The organism is Nocardia otitidiscaviarum NBRC 14405, from assembly GCF_000308635.1.
In the GTDB taxonomy this organism is placed as follows: Bacteria; Actinomycetota; Actinomycetes; order Mycobacteriales; family Mycobacteriaceae; genus Nocardia; species Nocardia otitidiscaviarum.
Genome location: NZ_BAGD01000019.1, coordinates 13380 through 34793 on the forward strand (window position 1 = coordinate 13380; position 21414 = coordinate 34793).

At 69.1% G+C, this 21414-nt stretch carries 18 protein-coding genes and 1 riboswitch; of the genes, 9 read left to right on the plus strand and 9 right to left on the minus strand.

What is annotated here, in order from left to right; genetic code table 11:
* Nucleotides 1-100: 100 nt before the first annotated feature.
* Nucleotides 101-691: a GDSL-type esterase/lipase family protein gene (locus ON31_RS00125; protein ID WP_255221924.1), complete on the minus strand. Its 591-nt coding sequence runs from the start codon at nt 689-691 to the stop codon at nt 101-103.
* Nucleotides 692-934: 243 nt separating this feature from the next.
* Here ON31_RS00125 and ON31_RS00130 point away from each other — a divergent pair, with 243 nt between their 5' ends.
* Entirely contained in the window at nt 935-3547 is a 2613-nt protein-coding gene (locus ON31_RS00130) for a lysylphosphatidylglycerol synthase transmembrane domain-containing protein (RefSeq protein ID WP_039807942.1), read from the plus strand.
* A 7-nt stretch (nt 3548-3554) separates the two neighbouring features.
* Here ON31_RS00130 and ON31_RS00135 read toward each other — a convergent pair whose 3' ends face one another.
* A complete protein-coding gene (locus ON31_RS00135) occupies nt 3555-4172 on the minus strand; it encodes a cysteine hydrolase family protein (protein WP_039808327.1) in 618 nt (205 codons plus the stop codon).
* A gap of 68 nt (nt 4173-4240) precedes the next feature.
* Nucleotides 4241-5827, minus strand: a complete 1587-nt coding sequence (gene fadD5 / locus ON31_RS00140) for a fatty-acid--CoA ligase FadD5 (RefSeq protein ID WP_039807945.1) — start codon at nt 5825-5827, stop codon at nt 4241-4243.
* A gap of 307 nt (nt 5828-6134) precedes the next feature.
* Between fadD5 and ON31_RS00145 the strand changes: the two genes are divergently transcribed.
* Nucleotides 6135-7103, plus strand: coding sequence for an NAD(P)H-dependent flavin oxidoreductase (locus ON31_RS00145; protein ID WP_039808328.1), 969 nt, complete (start codon nt 6135-6137; stop codon nt 7101-7103).
* Between the two features lie 4 nt (nt 7104-7107).
* Here the strand turns inward: ON31_RS00145 and ON31_RS00150 are convergent, their stop codons facing one another.
* On the minus strand, nt 7108-8058 hold the full coding sequence (locus ON31_RS00150) for an MBL fold metallo-hydrolase (protein WP_172544783.1): 951 nt from the start codon (nt 8056-8058) through the stop codon (nt 7108-7110).
* Nucleotides 8059-8573: 515 nt separating this feature from the next.
* Here ON31_RS00150 and ON31_RS00155 point away from each other — a divergent pair.
* Both ON31_RS00155 and ON31_RS00160 read left to right on the plus strand, forming a co-directional pair.
* Nucleotides 8574-11936, plus strand: a complete 3363-nt coding sequence (locus ON31_RS00155) for an acyltransferase domain-containing protein (RefSeq protein WP_255221925.1) — start codon at nt 8574-8576, stop codon at nt 11934-11936.
* A 34-nt stretch (nt 11937-11970) separates the two neighbouring features.
* Entirely contained in the window at nt 11971-12348 is a 378-nt protein-coding gene (locus ON31_RS00160) for a hypothetical protein (RefSeq protein ID WP_039808334.1), read from the plus strand.
* An 85-nt stretch (nt 12349-12433) separates the two neighbouring features.
* Here ON31_RS00160 and ON31_RS00165 read toward each other — a convergent pair whose 3' ends face one another.
* The 3 genes from ON31_RS00165 to ON31_RS00175 all read right to left on the minus strand — a co-directional run bounded on the left by ON31_RS00165 (nt 12434) and on the right by ON31_RS00175 (nt 14163).
* Nucleotides 12434-12841 (minus strand): RNA-binding S4 domain-containing protein, encoded by a 408-nt coding sequence (locus tag ON31_RS00165; RefSeq protein WP_039807951.1) that lies wholly within the window; start codon nt 12839-12841, stop codon nt 12434-12436.
* A 3-nt stretch (nt 12842-12844) separates the two neighbouring features.
* The gene (locus ON31_RS00170; RefSeq protein WP_039807953.1) at nt 12845-13450 is read right to left on the minus strand and encodes a C40 family peptidase; all 606 of its coding nucleotides are present in this window, start codon (nt 13448-13450) and stop codon (nt 12845-12847) included.
* 79 nt (nt 13451-13529) lie between these two features.
* A riboswitch (cyclic di-AMP (ydaO/yuaA leader) is annotated at nt 13530-13694 on the minus strand.
* A 211-nt stretch (nt 13695-13905) separates the two neighbouring features.
* A complete protein-coding gene (locus tag ON31_RS00175; RefSeq protein ID WP_029932384.1) occupies nt 13906-14163 on the minus strand; it encodes a hypothetical protein in 258 nt (85 codons plus the stop codon).
* Nucleotides 14164-14314: 151 nt separating this feature from the next.
* Between ON31_RS00175 and ON31_RS00180 the strand changes: the two genes are divergently transcribed.
* Complete coding sequence (locus ON31_RS00180; protein WP_039807956.1) at nt 14315-15499, plus strand: ATP-binding protein; 1185 nt, start codon at nt 14315-14317, stop codon at nt 15497-15499.
* 9 nt (nt 15500-15508) lie between these two features.
* Here ON31_RS00180 and ON31_RS00185 read toward each other — a convergent pair whose 3' ends face one another.
* Nucleotides 15509-16420: a LysR family transcriptional regulator gene (locus tag ON31_RS00185; protein ID WP_039807959.1), complete on the minus strand. Its 912-nt coding sequence runs from the start codon at nt 16418-16420 to the stop codon at nt 15509-15511.
* Nucleotides 16421-16489: 69 nt separating this feature from the next.
* On the opposite strand from ON31_RS00185, the gene ON31_RS00190 reads away from it, so the two are divergent.
* The 4 genes from ON31_RS00190 (at nt 16490) to ON31_RS00205 (ending at nt 20860) form a co-directional block, all read left to right on the plus strand.
* A complete protein-coding gene (locus ON31_RS00190) occupies nt 16490-16978 on the plus strand; it encodes a GNAT family N-acetyltransferase (protein WP_303621441.1) in 489 nt (162 codons plus the stop codon).
* Between the two features lie 121 nt (nt 16979-17099).
* The gene (locus tag ON31_RS00195; RefSeq protein WP_039807965.1) at nt 17100-19055 is read left to right on the plus strand and encodes an acyl-CoA dehydrogenase family protein; all 1956 of its coding nucleotides are present in this window, start codon (nt 17100-17102) and stop codon (nt 19053-19055) included.
* Nucleotides 19056-19412: 357 nt separating this feature from the next.
* Nucleotides 19413-20387, plus strand: coding sequence for an alpha/beta fold hydrolase (locus ON31_RS00200; RefSeq protein ID WP_039807968.1), 975 nt, complete (start codon nt 19413-19415; stop codon nt 20385-20387).
* Nucleotides 20388-20569: 182 nt separating this feature from the next.
* Entirely contained in the window at nt 20570-20860 is a 291-nt protein-coding gene (locus ON31_RS00205) for an Rv0250c family protein (protein ID WP_029932390.1), read from the plus strand.
* A 181-nt stretch (nt 20861-21041) separates the two neighbouring features.
* Here the strand turns inward: ON31_RS00205 and ON31_RS00210 are convergent, their stop codons facing one another.
* Complete coding sequence (locus ON31_RS00210; protein WP_147287015.1) at nt 21042-21272, minus strand: hypothetical protein; 231 nt, start codon at nt 21270-21272, stop codon at nt 21042-21044.
* Nucleotides 21273-21414: the final 142 nt, after the last annotated feature.

The following is a 21414-nucleotide window of genomic DNA, read 5'->3' on the forward strand; positions in this document are numbered from 1 at the left end:
TGGGTTCTTCCGCCTCAGCATGGCCGAGCGGGCTCGAACATGCAGACGGAAAGGCCCGCGAAAACTCATCGGTGCCCGCCGCCGGACATTCGCCCGCGGGCTAGGAACCCGGGTCGGTGAGCCACCGCAGCCAGTGCGGGGTCAGCAGTTCGGCGAATTCGTCGTATCCGGCCGCACCCGGATGCGCGCCGTCCCCGGCGGCGACCTCCGCCATCCACACCCGGTTGTCCCGCAGGGGTCGATGCGCCCGCACGTACGGGACGCCGACCGCGTCGCAGTGCGCCGCGAAGCGCTCGTCCAGGGCGGCGATGCGATCGGTGTGCGCGGCATCGGCGATGGGCGGCGGCGCGACCACCAGGACGGGCCACTCCCGGGCGCGCGCGACCTCGAGCACGGCCGCCAGATTCGCCACCGATTCGTCGAGCGGGACACGTGGCCGCCCGTGTTCGTGCATGGTGTCGTTCACACCGGTCGACAGCACCAGGCGGCCATCGCAGCCCGTCGGTAGCCGCAGTTCGCATTCGGTGAGCCAGCGGGCGCGCAACTGGGTGGAGGTCTCCCGGCGCACGCCGAGGTTGTAGTAGGTGAGCGGTTGCCCGGCCGCAATGGCCCGCACCGCCAGGCGGCCCGCCCAGCCCAGGCAGCGTTGATCACCGACCCCCGCGACAAACGATTCACCGACGAAACACACGCGAAGATCCTCGAGCACGCCGACGATACTTCCAGGTGCGCCTGGAGGTTGCTCGGGCGTATCGGAAGCATCGGGGCGGACACGCCGGACACACTGGGAGATGGGCTCGTCCCGCCGGACCGGCGCGACGGGTTACCGTAACCGGCGAGTAGGTGTGCGGGTTCGTCCGTTCACCTGCCCGCCAGACACCGAGCCGACCATGGGACCGAGGCAGTTCCCACGATCCGAAAGCGCCGATAGGACATGCGAGTCGACGGACGGGAGATCCCCGTCGCCGGCAGCCTGCTGCAGCCACGGCTCCGGCGTACCAGCGACATCCTGCGGGTGGTGCTGTCGACGCTGCTGGTCGCCGTCGTCATCGTGGGCTCGCTCATCACCCGGCCGCAGTGGGAGGCGCTGGAGCGCTCGCTGTCCGAGATCATCGGCTTCCTGACGCCGGAGCAGTCCAACGCGGTCTACATCGTGTACGGCTTCGCGATCCTGGCGCTGCCGTTCGCCATCTTCCTGCGCCTGATCTGGCGGCGGCAGTGGAAACTGCTGGGCGGGTATCTGTCCGCGGGCCTGATCGCCCTGCTGGCCTTCTCCTTCACCGGTACCGGATTCGCCGCCCCCACCTGGCATCTGTCGGAACCGCAGCAGGTCAATACCTTCCTGTCGCAGTTCCTCGACGATCCGCGCTGGATCGCCATGCTGGCCGCAACACTGACGGTCGCCAGCCCATGGCTGCCGGTCCGCGCCCGCCGGTGGTGGTGGACGCTGCTGCTGGCCTTCGTGCCGATTCACCTGGTGGTGAGTCTGGTGGTGCCCGCGCGCGCCCTGCTCGGCCTGGCCATCGGCTGGTTCGTGGGCGCGGTGATCGTGCTCGTGGTCGGCACGCCCGCGCTGGAGGTGCCGCTGGACGCCGCGGTGCGGGTGCTCGCCCGGCGCGGATACCAGGTGAACGCCTTCAAGGTGCTGCGGCCGGGCGGACGGGGACCGCTGGTGCTCTCGGCCAGCACCACGCCGCGAGCGGGAACCAGCCCGGCGGCCACGCCCGGGATGGCGGCGGTCATCGCCTCCGGGTCGGTATCGGTGCGCGGTTCGACACACAAGACGGCGCGCGCCGCCGGCGGCGGTGCCACCACGGCCGTCGCCACCGCGAACCAGACGGCCGCGGAGACGACATCCACACCGGACGGACTCGCCGCCGCGCGGGACCAGACGGACTCCGGTGCCGCCGCGCTCGATGCCATGCGGCACACGCCCGCCGAGGACGAGCTGATCGTGGAGCTCTACGGGGCCAATCAGCGCAGCCGCAGCGCATTGCAGGCGCTGCGGCGGTGGCTGACCATCCGCAGCGGCGAGTACCCGGCGCTGTTCGCCTCCATGCGGCGGGCGGTGGAGCACCGGGCGCTCATGGGCATCGCCATCGGAGATCTCGGCCTGGGCAGCAACAAACCGCTCACCGTGGCGGCGCTGGATCGCGGCTGGATGCTGTACGCGCACACCGTGGCCGCCGGGGAGCCGCTGGCCGACACGCACGGCGAACAGCTGGCCGATGTGTGGCGGGCGCTGGACACCATGCACAAGGCGCAGATCTCGCACGGTGAACTGCGCGCCGAGGATGTGCGGGTGGCGGGCGGCGACGTGTTGTTCGGCGGCTTCACCCAATCCGAGTTCGGGGCGTACGAGGCGCGGTTCCAGTCGGATGTGGCGCAGCTGCTGGTCACCACGGCCGATGTGTTCGGCGCGGAGACGGCCGTGCGGACGGCCCTCGAGGTGCTGGGCACGCAGCGGGTGCTGACCGCGTCGCGGCGGCTCACCAAGGTCGCCATTCCGGTGCAGGTGCGCAAGTCGGTGCCGGACTTCAAGGAGGTGCTGAAGGCCACCCGCGATCAGGTGGCGCACCAGACCGGGCAGGACCGCATCGAGGCCGCGCAGATCACCCGGTTCTCCCGCAATCAGATCATCCAGCTGGTGCTGCTCATCGGCCTGGTGTACGTGGCCTACCCGTATATCAGCGCGGTGCCGACCTTCACCTCCGAACTCAGCAACGCCAACTGGTGGTGGGCGCTGCTCGGCCTGCTCGTCTCGGTGCTCAAGTACATCGGCGCGGCCATGGCGCTGTGGGCGTGTGCCGGAGCCGCGGTGAACCTCCGCAATCTCATGCTCATGCAGGTGGCGAACACCTTCGCCGCCACCACGACCCCGGCGGGTGTGGGTGGTCTGGCGCTGAGCGTGCGGTTCCTGCAGAAGAGCGGGTTGGGCGCGGTGCGGGCCACGGCCGCGGTGGCCATGCAGCAGTCGGTGCAGGTGGTCACGCACATCGTGCTGCTCATCTTCTTCAGTGTGGCGGCGGGCGTTTCGGCGGATCTGTCGCACATCTTCCCCAATGCCACGGTGCTGTATCTGGTGGGCGGTGTGCTGCTCGGCCTGCTGGGCGTGTCCATCTTCCTGCCCACCGTGCGGCGGTGGCTGCGCACCGAAGTGCGACCGCAGCTGGCCGAGGTGGTGAATTCGCTGCGCGAGCTGGCGCGCAGCCCGCTGCGGCTGGTGATGATCGTGGGCGGGTGCGCGGCGACCACACTGGGCGCGGCGCTGGCGCTGTGGACGAGTATCGAAGCCTTCGGCGGCAGTACGACTTTCGTGACGGTCACGGTGGTGACCATGATCGGCGGCACGCTCGCCTCGGCCGCGCCGACACCCGGCGGTGTGGGCGCGGTGGAGGCGGCGCTCATCGGCGGTCTGGCGGCGTTCGGCGTGCCCGCGAGCATCGCGGTGCCGTCGGTGCTGCTCTACCGGGTGCTCACCTGCTGGCTGCCGGTGTTCGTCGGCTGGCCGATCATGCGGTGGCTCACCGCGAACGACATGATCTGAGCGCGGCTCAGCGGCGGGTGGCGTGCAGGTTCTCGAGCACCTGCTCGCTGGGAAGACAACCGGCCGTGGTCAATTCGAGATCGGACAGCGAGGCGGCGTGGGCCTCGGCCGTCGCGGCGGTGACGCAGTCGGCCACGGGATGCACGTAGAAGCCGAGATCCGTGCCGTGCCTGGCGGTCTGCTCGACCGTGAGGTTGGTGGCGACGCCGGTGACGAGCAGGGTGTCGACGCCGCGGGCGGCGAGCCAGTCCGGCAGGGCACTGCCCGCCAGGCCGGAGAGCTTCTGATTGTCGAAGACCGCACCCTGGCGCGCCTGCTCGGACATCTCCGGGATGATCTGTGTCCCCGGTGAATTCGGGCGGAACTCGGTCTGCGCGGCGGCGACCGAACGCATGAATCCGGTATTGCGCACCAACGCGCCCTCGCCGACCGGAATGGTGAAGCGGGTGAACACGACCGGAAGTCCCGCCGCGGCGACCGCACCGTGGAACTCGACCGCCCGGTCCACCACCCCGCTCTCCGCGACCGGTTCCGCCAGCATCGGACCGAAGAACCCTTCGGGCCGAATCACATTCACCTGCCAATGCAGAGCGAGCACCGCGGTGCGCTCAGGTTCGAGCATCATGACCCCATGGTGCGCCATGCAGGGGCCGCGGCGCGCCGGAATGGCGGTACAGCGCGCCGCGGCGGCACTCAGCTACCCGAGTGATCGGTACCTGAGAAGTCCTTGCGCAGTGCGACTTTGACGACCTTGCCGCTGGCGTTGCGGGGCAGCTCCGGCACGATCACCAGATCCTTGGGATGCTTGTAGCGGGCCAGGTTCTCGTTGAGGAAGGGCTCGAGCTCCGCCAGGGTCAGGTCGGTGTCCGGCAGCAGCGCGACCACCGCCACCGGCACCTCGCCCCACTTCTCGTGCGGGCGGCCGATCACCGCCGCCTCGCGGACCTTGGGGTGGGCGAACAGCACGTTCTCCACCTCCGCGCAGTAGATGTTCTCACCGCCGGAGATGATCATGTCCTTCTTGCGGTCCACCACCCAGACGAAGCCCTCCTCGTCCTGCTTCACCAGGTCGCCGGAGTGGAACCAGCCGCCCGCGAACGCCTCCGCGGTGGCTTCGGGCTTGTTCCAGTAGCCCTGCATGAGAGTCGGTCCGCGATAGACGATCTCACCGACCTCGCCGGGAGCCACATCGTTCATCTCGTCGTCGACCACGCGGGCCTGGATGGTGGGGATGGGCTTGCCGACCGATCCGAGTTTGCGCAGCGCGTCCCTGCCCTCCAGCACGCAGGTGATGGGTGACATCTCGGTCTGGCCGAACACCGCCACGTTGAACGCCTCCGGGAAGCGGTCCGCCATGGCCCGCAGCACCGTGTCGGAGGCCGGGGCCGCGCCCCAGCACAGCGAGCGCAGCGCGAGCTTGCGCTGCTCGATCGTCGGATCCTCGCAGATCATCTGCCACTGGGCGGGGACGCAGAAGGCGGTGGTGGCCTGCTCGGCCTCCACGGCGTCGAGCCACTGACCGGCGTCGAAGGCGCCCAGCGGGTGCAGGATCGTCTTGCCGCCCAACAGGAAATACGGGGTCAGCGATCCCAGGCCGGCGATGTGGAACAGCGGGGAGGTGCAGAAGCCGATGGAGTCCTCGGTGATCTCCATGGCCCGGATGCAGGTGAGCCCCTGAGCGGTCATGTTCGCGTGGGTGAGCACCGCACCCTTGGGGCTGCCGGTGGTGCCCGAGGTGTACATGATGAGGCAGGGCGTGTCTTCCGGAATGTCCAGCGGCGCATGCGGTTCGCCCGGCTCGGCGATGAAGTCGTCGTAGCCGATCACGCCGTCGCCGGTCCGCCCGTTGATGACCACGCAGGTCTCCAGCGCGGGCGCCTGGCCGACCATGGCGGTGGCGAGCGGTTGCAGCGGCGCGTCGGTGACGATGGCCTTCGCGCCGGAATCGCCCACGATGTAGGCCACTTCGGGCGGGGTGAGGCGGAAGTTCACCGGCACCGCGATGGCCCCGAGGGCGTTGATACCCATCACGGCCTCGATGTACTCGGTGTAGTTGAGCGCCAGGATGAGCACGCGATCGCCGAACCCGACCCCTCGACGGGCGAGCGCGTCGGCGAACTTCTCCGAACGCTCGTGCAACTGCCGCCACGTGGTGTCCACGCCCTGGAAACGGAATGCCACCCGGTCGGGCCGCATGGCCGCATGGGTCGCGATCTGGTTGACCCAGTGGTTGCGCCGCGACCGAAGGGGCTCGTCGAGCGGCTGGTTACCGGCGGTCATGCTGCTTCCTCTCACACGGGGAGTGAACAGTCGAGAGAATAGCAACTAACTTTTTGGCGTGACAAGGGTTACAGAGAAGGTTCTGCCGAAATTTTCTCATTCGATCATTTACCAGCTCAGGGTCATAGTTTTCGCTCGAACAGGCCATATCGGGCTGATCGCTTATCCACAGCCTGGCCGCAGATTGCTGTTGCAGAGTGCAAACGATCGCTCACATGAGGGTTGTCCACCCATATGCAACTATGCGACTATCGGGCCAGTCCGGGCGTGCGTGCGACCCGCGAGAGGCTAGGAGGACAGCGTGACGCTGCGTACCAGGTTCACCGAGGAGTTCGGGGTCGAGCACCCGATCGTGCAGGGCGGCATGATGTGGGTCGGCCGCGCCGAACTCGCCGCCGCGGTGTCGGAAGCCGGTGGTCTCGGCATCATCACCGCGCTCACCCAGCCCACCCCGGACGATCTGCTGGCCGAGATCGAGAAGGCGCGGTCGCTGACCGACAAGCCCTTCGGCGTCAACGTCACCATCCTGCCGTCCATCAACCCGCCGCCGTACCAGGACTACGTGAAGGCCATCATCGAGTCCGGCGTGAAGATCGTCGAGACCGCGGGCAGCAACCCGGAACCCTTCCTGCCCTACTACAAGGAAGCCGGAATCAAGGTGCTGCACAAGTGCACCAGCGTGCGGCACGCCCTCAAGGCGCAGAAGATCGGCGTCGACGGCGTGAGCATCGACGGCTTCGAATGCGCCGGTCACCCGGGTGAGGACGATGTGCCCGGCCTGATCCTGATCCCGGCCGCCACCCAGGTGCTGGACATTCCGGTCATCGCCTCCGGCGGTATCGCCGACGCCCGTGGCCTGGTGGCCGCGCTGGCGCTGGGCGCGGACGGCGTGAATATGGGCACCCGCTTCATGTGCACCCAGGAGTCGGCCATTCACCAGACGGTGAAGGAGCAGATCGTGGCGCACAGCGAGCGCGACACCCAGCTCATCTTCCGCACCATGCACAACACCGCGCGCGTGGCGAACAACGAGATCAGCCGCAAGGTCGTCGAGATCGAGAAGTCCGGCGGCAAGTTCGAGGATGTGCGCGATCTCGTCGCCGGTGCGCGCGGACGGCGCGTCTTCGAAGAGGGCGACCTGGACGCGGGCATCTGGTCGGCCGGTCAGGTGCAGGGTCTGATCAATGACATCCCGACCTGCGCGGAACTGGTGTCGCGCATGGTCACCGAGGCGGAGTCGATCATCAAGTCGCGCCTGGCCGACATGCTCGCCTGAGCTGTCACACGCGGGCGGTGCAGGCGTCGTAGTCGTGGGAGGCGATGATCTCGATGCCGTCGGGGAGGGCGTGTAGGCGTTGGATGGTGCGGAAGGCGGCGTCGCGGTCGGCATCGAAGAGTTGGCCGGGCATGGGGGCCTTCTCGCGAATCAGGCGCACCTGCACCCGATTCCACACGGCGTCGCCCGCGAGCAGGACGCGGGTGCCGTCGGCCACGGCCAGCAGGACGCCGACACTGCCCGGGGTGTGGCCCGCGAGGTCGACCAGGACGACCGCGCCGTCGCCGAACAGGTCGTGGCTGCGCGGGAAGGTCAGCACCGGGGGGCCGTCCAGTTCCAGGCCGCCGACGGCGCGGTCGCGCAGGGGTGCGCGCACCACGCCGATCGGGGCGTGCTCGCCGTGCATGGCCCAGTCGTATTCGACGGCGGGCAGCCGTAATTCGACCGAGTCGGGCAGTTCCAGCAGACCCGACACGTGATCCCAGTGCAGGTGGGTGGCCAGCACGAAATCGATATCGGCACCGGAGAGATCGCGGGCGGCCAGGGCGTCGCGCAGGCCGAGCACCGGCTTCTCCGGGGCGACCAGCAGCGGCACCGGGAACGGCAGACCGGGAATGACGCGCTCGTGCACATTCGCGCACAGGGCGGGATCGACCAGGAATCTGGCGCGCGGATGCTCGATCAGGAACGCGCCCATGGCCATGGGCAGCTCGCGCAGGCTGCGCACCCCCTCCGCCACGATGATCTCCGGGGCCGCCATCCGACCCTGGATGAGCGCGCGCAGCGTGACCGTGGCGCGCGGGGTGGCCGGATCGGCCACCTCGAGTCCTGCCAGGAAGTCGGCGTCCGGTCGGCGGGGCCGCAGCAGACGCGCCGGGGTGGCGGCGAGCGCGGTGCAGCAGCGCGCCAGGGTGCCGAGAGTGGACGGGCGACCGGCGGTGACGTCGAGGCTCACCGCGTCAGGCTATGCGATCCCGACTTCGGCGGGGAAGGCTCGCTGCGCGAGGGACATTTAGTGCCGACCGGTCGGGTCGGCACGCCGACGGGACTTTCGGAGCGAGGTGTGTGCTCGGCATAATCGCGGAGGTACCTCGGCGGCCGGGACCGCCGGACGCGGGAGGGAATTCCTGTGCGGGAGAGTACGACAGCATCGGCCGGAACCACCGTGCGGCACCGGCACGCACGCGGCACAGCCGTGCGCGACACAGCTGTACACGACTCGGCCGTGCGCGACAGGGCCGAACGCGACACAACCGCATACGACTCGGCCGTGTGCGAGTCAGCCGAGCACGACTCGGCGGTACACGACGCAGCCGTGCGCGACACAGCCGAACACGACACAGCCATGCACGAGTCAGCCGTGCACGGCTCGGCGGTACACGAGTCAGCCGTGCGCGACACAGCCATGCGCGAGTCAGCCCTACACAACTCCGGGCGCGCCGGACCCGCACGACCACGGCGCGGCGCGCCATGAATGGGGGTGGTGCGCCGGATCACCCAGCGCCGGTACCGGATCGACCAGCGTCCGCGACCCTTCCGGCGGTCTGCGTGGTTGGCCTCGCCCGCGGCTCGGTGAGCTGGGCGGACTGCGGAGACGCGCAGTTGAGAGGCGGCAGCCCGACAGCCGTGGTCGGTGTACCGGCGGTTGGACTTGGCCGCCCGGCACTGGAACTCGGTCGCCAGCCAGTGGAACCCAGCAGCCCGACAACGGAACCCAGCAACGCGACAACGGAACCCAGCGGCCCGACAGCGGAACCCGGCCATTCGGCACTGGAACCCGGCCATGCGGGAGGGGACATCGGCCACGCGGCGCTGGAATGCGGTTCTCCTGCCCGGTTCGATTACACGTGGTTCGGGTTGACCGCAGCGGATGCCGCGAGGTTGGCTGCGTGGCAGTTGGCCGGGCTCGAGTTGGCCGTCGCGGCATTGGACGACTCCGGTCTGGGTTACGCGGCGCGGGGATCGAACGCGGCGGTGGTGTTCGGGGCGGCGGAATGCGGACCGCGCGGCACGGACAATCTCGCCAATCGACTGTCGCGGGCACTCGGGTTGCGCGGCCCCAGCCTGATATTGGACAGCGAACCCTCTTCGGCCGCCGCCGCCGTGGATACCGCGGCACGGCTGCTGGCCGACCCGGCTGTGCCCTTCGTCATCGCTGGCGGCATGGGTCTACCGCTGGCACTGGATATTTCGCGTACACACGACGAAACCCAACGGAATGGCGGCGAATTCACCGTCGTCGTCGTGCAGCGGGTGGCCGACGCCACGCTCGGCGGCATTCGGATGCACGCCGAGATCGCCGGCATCGCCGGATTCTCCGACGGCGCGGGTGAGGCGCGTATTCCGCTCGATCCGAACAGCGCGCATGCGCACAACGATCGGTTGGCGCGGTCGGACCGCGGCGACGAACCGCCGGTGTTGATCGCACTGAGTGGCCGTGATGCCCTGGAGGTGCACGAGACGGCGCTGTACTGGGCGGAACAGCTCGGTACACACCGCTCGCTGCGGGAATTCGCCGCCGCCACCGGGCGATTGCTGCCGGGACCGGTGCGGGCGGCGATCCTCGGGCGGGACACCGATGATGCCGCCGCGCAATTGCGCTCGCTCGCCCACCGGATCGCGGCGACCCGGCAGCCGGTCTCGGCGGCGGAACGCGCCCGACAGGCGGAACGAATCGGGCAGGCCGAGCGGGTCCGACAGGCAGCGCGGACCGAGCAGGCGGCGCACGGTCAGCAGGAGCGCGGCGGACAGGTCGGATATCCCTTGCGGACCGGGCAGCCCGGACCCGGTGAACGGACTGGTTTCCCCGGATCGGCGGGGCAGCCCCGGCAATCGGCTCCTCCACAACCGGCCGGGCACCATCGGCCTGCTCGGCAGCCCGCACACGTGCCGCACCCCCGTCCCGACGAGTGCATCCAGGCGTTCAGGCACGCACCGCAGGGCGAGTGCCGGACCGGGCCGGGTTGTCGGACGGAGGCGACCCCGGCGACGGTAATCGAGGTATTCGGGCCGACCACGGTAGGGGCCGGTGGGGGGTTACTGCTTCTGTGTTCCGGTGCGCGCGAACCGTATCCGGGTATGGGGCGCGGCATGGCGGCCCGGTATCCCGTGTTCGCGCGGGCGCTCATGACGGCCACCGACGCCGTGGTGGCGGCGGGCGGGCCGCGGGTGTGGACGCCGCGGTTCGGTTTCGGAAACGGCACGGGCGGCGGAGAATTCGCGCAGGCGGCGACCTTCGTCTATCAGGTGGCCATGGCGGAACTGCTGGCCCGGTGGGGAGTTCGGCCCGATGCGGTGGTCGGCTACGGCACGGGCGAGATGGCGGCGGCCGCCGTCGGCGGAGCGCTGTCGCTCGCGGACGCGGCGCGTGTGGTGGTGGCGCACAGTCGGATGGCCGCGCGGGCCGACTATGCCGCCACGGCCGTCCTGGAGGCCACCGCCGTCGAGGCCATGCGGCTGGTGGAACCCATGCGGGCCGCCGTCGCGGTGGCGGCCATCGACAGTCCCCGGTCGGTCACCGTATCCGGGGAGGCGCGCTATATCGACGCACTGGTGCGCCGCGCCCACCGCCGCACCATATCCGCGCAGCGCCTGACCGACCACAACGGCGTCTGGCATCCGGCGGTGCCGAGCCCGCGCAGCCGGGAACTGGCCCCGCAGCTGGTCGACGAACTCGCCGGAATAACGCCCCGGGTGCCCACCGTCGCGCTCTATTCGACCACCCGCGCCGGTGCCGCGCTGTCCGCCGAGATGGACGCCGACTACTGGGGCGAGCACGCCCGCGGCCCCGTCAACCTCACCGCCGCCCTGGAACAGGCCGCGGCCGCGGGCATGTCGACGATCCTCGAGATCGCACCGCACCCCACGCTGACCCCCACCGTCCGCGAACACGCCGCTTTCCGCGACTCCACCCACCCGGTCGCCGCCCGCGCCGACGAACCCGCCGCCTTCCTGCGCGCCCTCGCCCACCTGCACCTGGAAGGCCGCCCCCTCGACTGGACCGCCCTCGGCCCCTTCACCGCCCCACCCCCACCCCGCCACTGGCGACACCCCCACCCCACGCCACATCCGCCCACCACCCACGACACCGGTCCGCACGCCGTCTCCACCACATCGGACGACCGGCGAGGCTCATGCACTGCCGCACCACGGACCCCGGCCACCACTCCGGATGGCGAGCCATTCGCCGATACGCGAACCCAGCCGACCACAACGCCGGGCAACCGGCTGCGTCCGAACCCCTCCGCGCCAGGTGACGAGCGACGGGTCGTCGGTAGCGGGGCGGGTGCGGCAGGGGAAGGCTCTTCGTATCACCCGGTCCGGTGGGGGGACTGCGACAGGCCCGGTGTGGTGGATGGTCCGGTGTGCGATGCCGAGGTGCGGTCGGAGAGTACGTATGTGGTGACCGGGGGGCTCGGGGCGGCGGGGGTGCGGGCGGTGTGCTGGCTGTTGGCGGCGGGGGCGAGCGATGTGGTGCTGTTGACGCGGGAGCCGCGCGCGCTGCCGCCGCCGTTGGACGGGTGGGAGGATCGAATCGTGCTGGTGCGCTGCGATATCGCGGACCGCGACGACCTCGCGCAGGTACTGCACGATCTGCGGGAGTGTGGGCCGCCGATTCGCGGGGTGGTGCACACCGGGGCGGGGCGGACCGGGGCGGCCGCGAATGTGCTGGAGCTGACGGCCGCCGATGCTCCCGACTTCACGGTGCTGGTGGCCGTGGCGGACGGGGCGCGGGGGGAATTGGATCGGCTGGCCGCCGCCCACGGGTATCGGCGGGTGGTTCGGGTCGATTGGGAGGATGCCGACCACCGCGTGTCGGACGACCACGCGTAGGGCACGCGGGGATGATGACCGCATGGCGCAGCCCGTGGTCGAGGTGAAGTGGAAGAAGGAGCCGGAGGAGCACGACTATCCGGCGGCAGCCGATTTCCTGGAACTGCTGGCCGAACCGGACGTGATCGAGACGGTGGTGCGGGAGCTGCGGGCCGCACCGGTCGTACACAAGAAGGCCAAGGACATTCTGCGGGCGGCCCGGCTCGACCTCGCGCCCGCCATGAATCCGTACGTGCGGCGGGACCTGGAGAAGATCGTGACCGGAAAGGCGCTCTCGCCGATCCTGCTGGTGCGCGGCGACTTCCGCACCGGCGTGCCGCTCCAGATCGCCGACGGCTACCACCGGGTGTGCGCCGTGCACTACGCGGACGAGAACATCGCCATCCCGCTGAAGATCGCCGCCCTGCCTTGAAACACCGGCATGCTCGTCCGTGCGGCGGCTGACCGTCGGCCAGCGGGCCGACGTGACCCACCGGTCCACGGGCACGGGCGTCGGCTCAGTCGCGCTCCGACGTTCCGGGCAGGCGGAGCAGTCGATCGGTCTCGCGGCGCTCGCGCTTGGTGGGACGACCGGAGCCACGGTCACGGCGCGGCATGAGGGCGGCGAGCTGCGGGTCGGGCGGGGGTGGACTGCGGTCGATCATGCACTGGGCGGCGATCGGTGCGCCGACGCGTTTGGTGATGACGCGCTCGACGATCACGATGCGCTCCAGACCGCCCACCCGGACACGGATCTCGTCACCGGGCTTGATCTGGTGGGCGGGCTTCACCGCCGTGCCGTTGACGCGCACATGTCCGCCGCGGCAGGCCGTCGCCGCCGCCGAGCGGGTCTTGAAAAGGCGAACGGCCCAGATCCACGAATCGACGCGGGCCTGAGCCGGTGCACTGGTTCGGTCGGACGCCACGTCCTAGACGATACGGCGTGCGGTGACGACCTGATCCTCGCTCAGCTGGGTGTAGGAGACCGGGGTGCCGGACTGAACCGCGTTCAGCAGCTTGCCGTCACCGGCGTAGATGCCGACGTGGCCGCCGCCGTTGGTGATGACGATATCGCCGGGAGCCAGGTTCTCGAAGGCGATCGGAGCGCCGACGTGGGACTGCTCGAAGCTGGTGCGGGGCAGGTCGATTCCGGCCTGCTTGTACGCCCACTGCACCAGACCGGAGCAGTCGAAGCTGTACGGGCCGGACGCGCCCCAGGAGTACTGGGCGCCGACCTTGGTCCTGGCGGCCTCCAGGGCGATATTGCCGGGGCCCTGCTGCTGACCGAAGCCGGGGAGGTCGAATTGCGGCGGGGCGATGCCGGGCAGCTGCGCGCCGCCACCGACACCCAGGCCACCACCGAAGTGGTTGGTCTCCGGGTTGAGCACCCCGGAGGTGAATGCCTGAACCTGTGTATTGACCGCCGAGGCATCCTGTTCCGACAGCGGAGTGTCGAAGGTACCGATTCCGGGGATCTCGATCGGAGCCGCGTTGGCGTTGATCGCCGGGAACGCACCCGTGGCGAACGCGCCCATGACTAGAGCGCCTTTCACGGAATTCGGCAACCGAGATTCCCGTTGCAAGCTGTGCTTACCCACCGAGCTACATCTCCGATCTTCCTTGCTCTGACCGCCGACCGAGTTAGCTGACGGGTTCGGGCCGGGAAGATCGGCCCTACCTCGGCGGCCTTGTGGCCGATGAGGATTCACCCCACGAACTCTGGGTCCCCGGTTCGGTGTCGGCACCTTCTCCCGACTTCCGATTAGGCGGTAACGTCGCGGGCCGCCTCTCCGATGAAGCGACAGACTCCGCTAAGTCACGAGAAGATTACGGCTCGGGGCCGATGTTGTCCACCCCACACGCGGGTGTGTTGCGGCGTGGCGCAAAAGCGCCCGCTGAGCGGACGATTCAACGCACACACGCCGAGTCACAACCGGGTCACGGGAGGCGTTACCCCCGTTACCGAAACGGAAACCGGACGGCGAGCGCCTCACTCGCCCGGAGTCACCGTGCGCTCCAGGTGCTCGATCCGCCGCCGGGCGTCGGCCAACTCCACCTCGAGCTTTCCCAGCGCCATGACCAGCGGACCCACCGCGAGGTCGGCGACCAGTTGCGGATCGTCGTATCCGCGCTCGATGGCCACCAGGATGTTGTTGCGGATACGGGCCGCCACGGGCGCCTCTTCGGGCACGTTCCACGATTCGACCACCTCCGCGACGGTGGGAACAGGTGCAGCTTCCTCCGACATGGTCCCTCCCTGCGCTGGGCTACTTCGCGAATCAGACATAAGCGTAGAGACGTGCGGTACCCGGGCGGCCGATATGCCAATCGATAGCCGTCTCTAGGGGACTCCGTAGATACCCCGATACTCCGCCGATTTCACGCTACGGTTGGGCGGCATGGATCCCGTGCGCAACCCGTACGCCCCCGGAGCGGGCCAGCGTCCGCCCGAACTCGCGGGCCGTGGCCGTCAGCTCGACGCCTTCGATGTCGTGCTGGAGCGGGTGGCACGCGGCCGCCCCGAACGCAGCGTCATGCTCACCGGGCTGCGCGGCGTCGGCAAGACGGTGCTGTTGAATCAGCTGCGCTCGGCGGCACGGGCGCGCGGCTGGGGTACCGGCAAGCTGGAGGCGCGGCCCGATCAGGGGTTGCGGCGACCGCTGTCGTCGGCACTGCACATGGCGGTGCGCTCGATCGCGGCCACGCATCGCAATCCCGAGCAGATGGACGACTTCCTCGGCATTCTCAAGGCTTTCGCCCTGCGTGCCACCGCCGACAAGGGCATGCGGGAGCGCTGGAATCCGGGTATCGACGTCCCCGCCGTCACCGGCCGCGCCGATTCCGGCGATATCGAGATCGACCTGGTGGAACTACTGCTGGAGGCGGCGCAGCTGGTGCGCGACCGCGGGGTCGGCATCGCCGTGTTCATCGACGAGATGCAGGATCTCGGCCCGGCCGACGTCTCCGCCATCTGCGGTGCGTGCCACGAATTGAGCCAGGACGCCGCGCCTTTGATCGTGGTCGGCGCGGGCTTGCCGCACCTGCCCGCCGTGCTCTCGGCCTCCAAGTCGTACTCCGAGCGCTTGTTCTCCTATCACCGCATCGACCGCCTCGACCGCGACTCCGCCGATCAGGCGCTGATCGCGCCGGCCGAGCGGGAGAACGTGAAGTACACCGAACAGGCCCTCGACACGCTCTACCGGAAGGCCGACGGCTACCCGTATTTCGTGCAGGCGTACGGGAAGGCGACCTGGGACGTGGCCGCCCAGAGCCCCATCACCGCCGAGGATGTCGAGGTGGCCGCACCGCACGCCGAGGAGGAGTTGGCGGTGGGATTCTTCGGTTCCCGGTACGAGCGCGCCACCCCGGCCGAGCGGGAGTACATGCGCGCCATGGCCGATCTCGCCGGTGACGAGGGCCCGGTGCCGACCGCCGCGGTGGCCAAACATCTGGAACGCAAACCCGCGTCGCTGTCACCGGCCCGCGACGGTTTGATCAAGAAAGGTCTCATCTATTCGGCGGAGCGCGGTTCCATCGGATTCACGGTTCCGCATTTCGGCCGATATCTGCGCGGCGTGCCGTAGGACCGGAGGCTATGCCGGAAGTTTGCCCGTATTCCCGTGATTCGGCAGCAGCGCGAGGAAATTGTGGATCAGCGCGCGGTCGTCATCGCGGCGATGGGCGACGTAGACGGTGGTCTCCGCATCGGTTTCGGCGAGCGGGAGGATTCGGACGGAGGCGGGCGCGGTGAAGGTCGCGCTGCGCGGCGCGATGGTGACCCCCAGCCCTTCGGCCACCAGATACATGATGGTCGTCCAGGTATTGCCCTCCTGGACCACCTGCGGCTGCCGTCCCGAGCGCAGCAGCGGCGCGAGATTCTTCTCGTGCGCCAGCCGTCCCGCGGCCCTGGGGAAGAAGACCAGTGGATGGTCGGCGAGTTCGGCGCCGGTGATGGCCGCACGCCCGGCGTCGGGATGGTCGGCGGGCAGCACCGCGACATAGGGCTCGGTGATCAGCGGCGCGGTCCGGACATTCGGCAGTTCGTCGGGATCGCGCACGATGACCGTATCGAGCGCGCCGTGGCCGAGCTGCTCCATCATGCGCGAGGTGTAACCCTCCACCAGATCCACCCGGACCAGCGGGTACAGCTCGCGAAAGCGACGCACTCCGCGCAACGGCTCCAGCGGCAGCACCGAGGGAACGAAACCGAGGTACAGCCGCCCCTGGCTGCCGCGCCCCACCCGGCTCACCTCGTCCAGGTCCCGGGCGGCGTGCCCGAGAATGGCGGCGGCCCGCTCGCGCAGCACCGCACCGGCGTCGGTGAGCGCGACGCTGCGCGAGGTGCGGTCGAACAGCTTGGTGCCGAGCAGGGTTTCGAGCCGCCGAATCTGCTGGGTCAGCGCGGGCTGGGCGATGTGCAGCCGGGCGGCGGCCCGTCCGAAGTGCAGTTCGTCGGCGACCGCCAGGAAATACCGCAGGTGCCGCAGCTCCACACCGTCAATCATAAGACGAGCGTATCAATCGCAGCTATCAAGTATTGGACCTTATTGTTCCAGGCCGGGCATGCTGATCAGGTGCAGCAACCGACTATCGAAACCATGAGCACGCCCGCCCACGCTCGGGCGTTCAAGGAACTCAACGAGGAGTGGATTCACGCCTACTTCACCCTCGAACCCGCCGATTCGGCCCTGCTCGACAATCCGGAACGAGAGATCGTCGCCAAGGGCGGCCGGGTGCTGATCGCCCGCGTCGGTGACGAGATCGTGGGCTGCGGTGCGGTGGTGCCGGAGGGCCACGGGGTCTACGAGATCTCGAAAATGGCGGTGTCGCCGCGGTATCGGGGGCAGGGAATCGGACGGGTCGTCCTCGCGGCGGCCATGGACGCGGCCCGCGAACTCGGTGCGACCACCCTGGTTCTGGCGAGCAATCGGAAGCTCGTCAATGCGGTGCACCTGTACGAGTCGATGGGGTTCGTGCACGTGCCACCGGAGGAGCTGCCGCCGAGCCCTTACGACCGCGCCGATGTGTTCATGAAGTACGACCTGAATGTGTTAGCCGAGTAATTGCCCGTCCATTCAAGATCATTGAACCGCAGCATATTTCAGACTGACAACGGATCTACCGGCGGGTAACAAACACTCCTACACTCGAATGTGATTCCGATCACGTCCGAGGGAGGACATCATGGCGACTGCCGCCAAAGTCGACGCCACCGAGGAGCAAGCCCGACAACTCGTCGAGGAATCCCGCGAAACCACCTGGGCCAAACCCTCTTTCGCCAAAGAGATGTTTCTGGGGCGCTTCCGGCTGGACCTGATCCATCCCTACCCGCGGCCCAGCGCCGAGGACACGGCGAAGTACGAGGCGTACCTGACCCGGCTGCGGGCCTTCTGCGAAACCATCGACGGCGACCGGATCGAGGCCGAGGGCCGCATCCCCACCGAATACGTGGAAGGACTGGCGGCGCTCGGCTGCTTCGGCCTCAAGATCCCCGAAGAGTACGGCGGACAGGGGCTTTCGCAGGTCGGCTACAACAAGGCGCTCATGCTGGTCGGCTCCGCCCACCCCAGCCTGGGTGTGCTGCTCTCGGCGCACCAGTCCATCGGCGTACCGGAACCGCTCAAGCTCGCGGGCACGGACGATCAGAAGCGGGAGTTCCTGCCGCGCTGCGCCAAAGGGGCCGTATCGGCGTTCCTGCTCACCGAACCCGATGTCGGCTCCGATCCGGCGCGCATGGCCTCCACCGCCACGCCAACCGCGGACGGGGAAGCCTACGAGCTCAACGGCGTGAAGCTGTGGACCACCAATGGCGTGGTCGCGGAACTGCTGGTGGTCATGGCGCGCGTGCCCCGCAGCGACGGGCATCGGGGCGGGATCTCGGCCTTCATCGTGGAGGCCGACAGCCCGGGCATCACCGTGGAGCGCCGCAATTCGTTCATGGGGCTGCGCGGTATCGAGAACGGTGTCACGCGGCTGCACGAGGTGCGGGTGCCCAAGCGGAATCTGGTCGGGCGCGAGGGGGACGGGCTGAAGATCGCGCTCACCACCCTCAATGCGGGCCGACTCGCCATTCCGGCCATGTGTACCGCCGCCGCCAAATGGGCTACCAAGATCGGACGGGAGTGGTCGGCGACCCGCGTGCAGTGGGGGCGGCCGGTCGGCGAGCACGCCGCGGTCGGCCAGAAGCTGTCCTTCATCACCGCCACCACCTTCGCGCTGGAAGCGGTGCTGGACCTCTCGGCCACCATGTGCGACGAGGACCGCAACGACATCCGCATCGAGGCGGCCCTGGCCAAACTCTGGGCCTCGGAGATGAGCTGCGCCATCGCCGACGAACTGGTGCAGATTCGCGGCGGACGCGGCTACGAGTCGTCGGCCTCGCTGCGGGCGCGCGGTGAACGGGCGGTGGCCGCCGAGCAGCTGGTGCGGGATCTGCGCATCAACCGCATCTTCGAGGGCTCCAGCGAGATCATGCGCCTGCTCATCGCCCGCGAGATGGCCGACGCGCACATGGCCGCGGCCGGAGCGCTGGTCGACCGCAATGCCGAGTTGAAGGACAAGGCCAAGGCGGCGGTGGGGGCGAGCGGCTTCTACGCCAAGTGGTTCCCGCAGCTGGCCGTCGGTTCGGGCACGGTACCCGCCAGCTTCGGCGAATTCGGGCCGCTGGCACGGCATATGCGCTTCGTGGAACGGATGTCGCGCAAGCAGGCGCGGGCGCTCATGTACGGCATGGCGCGGTGGCAGGCCAAGCTCGAGTACAAGCAGGGCTTCCTGGGACGCATCGTGGATATCGGCGCGGAGCTGTTCGCCATGGCGGCGTCGTGCGTGCGGGCGCAGGCCGAGGTGCTGAAGGGCGGGCCCGAGGGCGCGGCGGCACAGGAACTGGCCGATGTGTTCTGCCGTCAGTCGCGACTGCGGGTGCAGCGCCTGTTCGACGCGCTGTGGGACAACACCGACGACGCCGACACCGAGATCGCGCGCGGGCTGCTGGACGGCCGGTACCGCTGGCTCGAAGCGGGGGCGCTGGACCCGAGCGAGGGCACCGGGCCGTGGATCTCGGATTGGCAGATGGGACCGTCCACGGAACCGAATCTGCTGCGGCCGTTCCTGCCGTCGACGCGCGCCTCCGCGTCGACCTGATACTCCGGACGCCGGACCGGAAAGGGTCTGGGTGCCTCGGTGCTCAGACCAATCTGCCCCTATCTAGCCATCGCGCTAGATAGGGGCAGATTTTTGTGCGCAGCATGGTCGTCAGCATTATCTACACATTTCTAGCGACATCGCTAGATTTATCTAGAATACCCAACGTGTTCACCTTGGCAGTGTTTTCCAGCGGGTTCTAGGCCGTTGGCCAGATATTCGAAGATTCGCCGATCGGCTCGGATCGATCGGCGGCGTCAGTTAGGCAACTTGTGCATAACGCCAGGTGTGGGCGGCTAACGCCGCGGCAATGACTATCGACAACCGGGCTAAAGGCGATCTCTTCGAGGAGGCGTCATGTCCCTGCTCAGCCGCCGCGCCGCCGATTTCGACGGCCACCACACCACCGTCACGACCGCCGACGGCACCCCCATCGCGGTGCGCGACTTCGGTCCGGCCGCCGCGCCCGTCACGGTGGTGTTCGTCCACGGGCACTGCCTGCGCACCGAATCCTGGACCTTCCTGCGCGAACATCTGCAGCGACACTGGGGCGCGGATATCCGCATGGTGTTCTACGACCATCGCGGGCACGGGGATTCCGGGGTGGCCGATCCGCGCACCTACACCGTCGACCAACTCGCCCAGGATCTGGACGCGGTGCTGCGCACGGTGGTGCCCACCGGGCCCGTCGTGCTGGTGGGACATTCGATGGGGGCAATGGTGACGCTCGCCTACGCGCGGCTGTACCCGGAGACCATCGGCAGCCGGGTGGCGGGCGTCGGCCTGATCGCCGGGGCCGCCAACGGGGTCACCCGGGTGGGGCTCGGGCGCTTCCTCTCCGGTCCGGCCGTCAGCTCGCTGAACCTGGCCGTGCGCCGCGCACCGCGGTTCATGCAGGCGTCGAAGCATCTGAGTCGCCGCTTCTTCGAGCCGATCATGCGGGAGGCGGCGCTGGGCACCCGCCAGGTCAGCCCGCGGGTGCTCGCGGTGGCGACCACCATCCTCAACGAGACGCCGCTGCTGACCATGTCGGCCTTCCTGGACTCGCTGATCCGCTTCGACGAGACCGCCACCCTGCACCGGCTGGGCGCGATTCCCACCCTGGTGCTCGCGGGATCGGCGGATATCGTCATCCCCTTCGCCCACTCGGTCGTACTCGCCTCCCAACTCGACGACAGCGAGCTGGTCCGCATCGACGGGGCCGGGCACAGCGTGATCCTGGAACGGGCCGAGGAGGTGGCCGCGGCCATCGTCGCCCTCGTCGACCGGGCGCTGGCCGCACTGCGCGGTCGCGGGCCGGAACTGGGTCCGGAATTCGCGGTCGCGGGATAGCGCGGGATGCGCTCACCACCCCCTGCCGAACGGGCAAATTTCAGGCTATCGTGGGTGGGGTCGACGGTCAGCCACCCGGCTGACCTGCGCTTACATCGCTCGGACGAGCCATATCCCGATCCATGCCGTACTGTGTTGTAGATCACGATGTGTGGTCTGTCACACGGCTCGAGGAGGTTTCGATGACACGCAGCGAGATTGCGGAACTCCGCTACGCGGTCGGCCAGCTCCGGCAGTGCGTGACCGCACTGCGCTCGCACTATGGGGACGCGGGCCCGGTCCGCCGCCTGGAGAACGACCTCGAGCGGCTCGCCATCGACGCCGACGACTTCGAGCAGGCACCGCCGCCCGAGGTCGCCGCCCGCCGCGACCAGGACGTCATCTACGTCCCGGACTCCAAGTCCGACGAGGCCGCCTGGATGGGCGCGCAGGACGAGGGGCTGGGCTTCCACTCCCGTCCCCGCACCAAGTAGGGGGATCGACCTCCGCACCCGCCAGGCGCGGGTGCGATCCCCGGGGCCGTGCGCGGTCCCGCACCGCAGCGGGGTGCGGGACCGCTTACGCGGGGCGGTACGAACCGGCCGACCACGCCACCGCGAACACGGCGCACGGCCGCCGCATTCGTGCGCCACGCCGGACAGCGTGAACGGCCGATCAACGCACGAAGCAGAAGATGTTGCCGTAGGCGCAGTTCGGGGCGGTATTGGCGGACATGGTGATGAACAGCTGGCTGATCACCGTCGCCAGATCGGCGCTGCCGGTGGCCGAGCCGGAGGCCGAACCACTGGCCGAGCCGGTGATATCCGCAGACGCGGGAGCGGTCGCGGTGGTGAGGGCGGCGACCGACACCGCCCCGATCATGATGAGACGAGCGGTTCGACGCACGGCAAAGCCTCCGTGTTCCCAAGCTGAACGGCACACGATCTTGTTGCGCCGCATGGCCTTCCGGCCGGTGTCAACAGCACGGTAGTCGCGCGACACCGCGCCGGTCAGCCCCCACATCATGGGGCACCGCGACACCGGGGTC

What these genes read in the sequence shown, in the direction of transcription:
- ON31_RS00195 (WP_039807965.1), top strand. Translation starts at nt 17,100, where the DNA reads ATGGCGACTGCCGCCAAAGTCGACGCCACCGAGGAGCAAGCCCGACAA.
- ON31_RS00185 (WP_039807959.1), bottom strand. Translation starts at nt 16,420, where the DNA reads ATGATTGACGGTGTGGAGCTGCGGCACCTGCGGTATTTCCTGGCGGTC.
- ON31_RS00170 (WP_039807953.1), bottom strand. Translation starts at nt 13,450, where the DNA reads ATGGGCGCGTTCGCCACGGGTGCGTTCCCGGCGATCAACGCCAACGCG.
- ON31_RS00205 (WP_029932390.1), top strand. Translation starts at nt 20,570, where the DNA reads ATGACACGCAGCGAGATTGCGGAACTCCGCTACGCGGTCGGCCAGCTC.
- ON31_RS00155 (WP_255221925.1), top strand. Translation starts at nt 8,574, where the DNA reads ATGAATGGGGGTGGTGCGCCGGATCACCCAGCGCCGGTACCGGATCGA.
- ON31_RS00200 (WP_039807968.1), top strand. Translation starts at nt 19,413, where the DNA reads ATGTCCCTGCTCAGCCGCCGCGCCGCCGATTTCGACGGCCACCACACC.
- ON31_RS00175 (WP_029932384.1), bottom strand. Translation starts at nt 14,163, where the DNA reads ATGTCGGAGGAAGCTGCACCTGTTCCCACCGTCGCGGAGGTGGTCGAA.
- fadD5 (WP_039807945.1), bottom strand. Translation starts at nt 5,827, where the DNA reads ATGACCGCCGGTAACCAGCCGCTCGACGAGCCCCTTCGGTCGCGGCGC.
- ON31_RS00135 (WP_039808327.1), bottom strand. Translation starts at nt 4,172, where the DNA reads ATGATGCTCGAACCTGAGCGCACCGCGGTGCTCGCTCTGCATTGGCAG.
- ON31_RS00130 (WP_039807942.1), top strand. Translation starts at nt 935, where the DNA reads ATGCGAGTCGACGGACGGGAGATCCCCGTCGCCGGCAGCCTGCTGCAG.
- ON31_RS00180 (WP_039807956.1), top strand. Translation starts at nt 14,315, where the DNA reads ATGGATCCCGTGCGCAACCCGTACGCCCCCGGAGCGGGCCAGCGTCCG.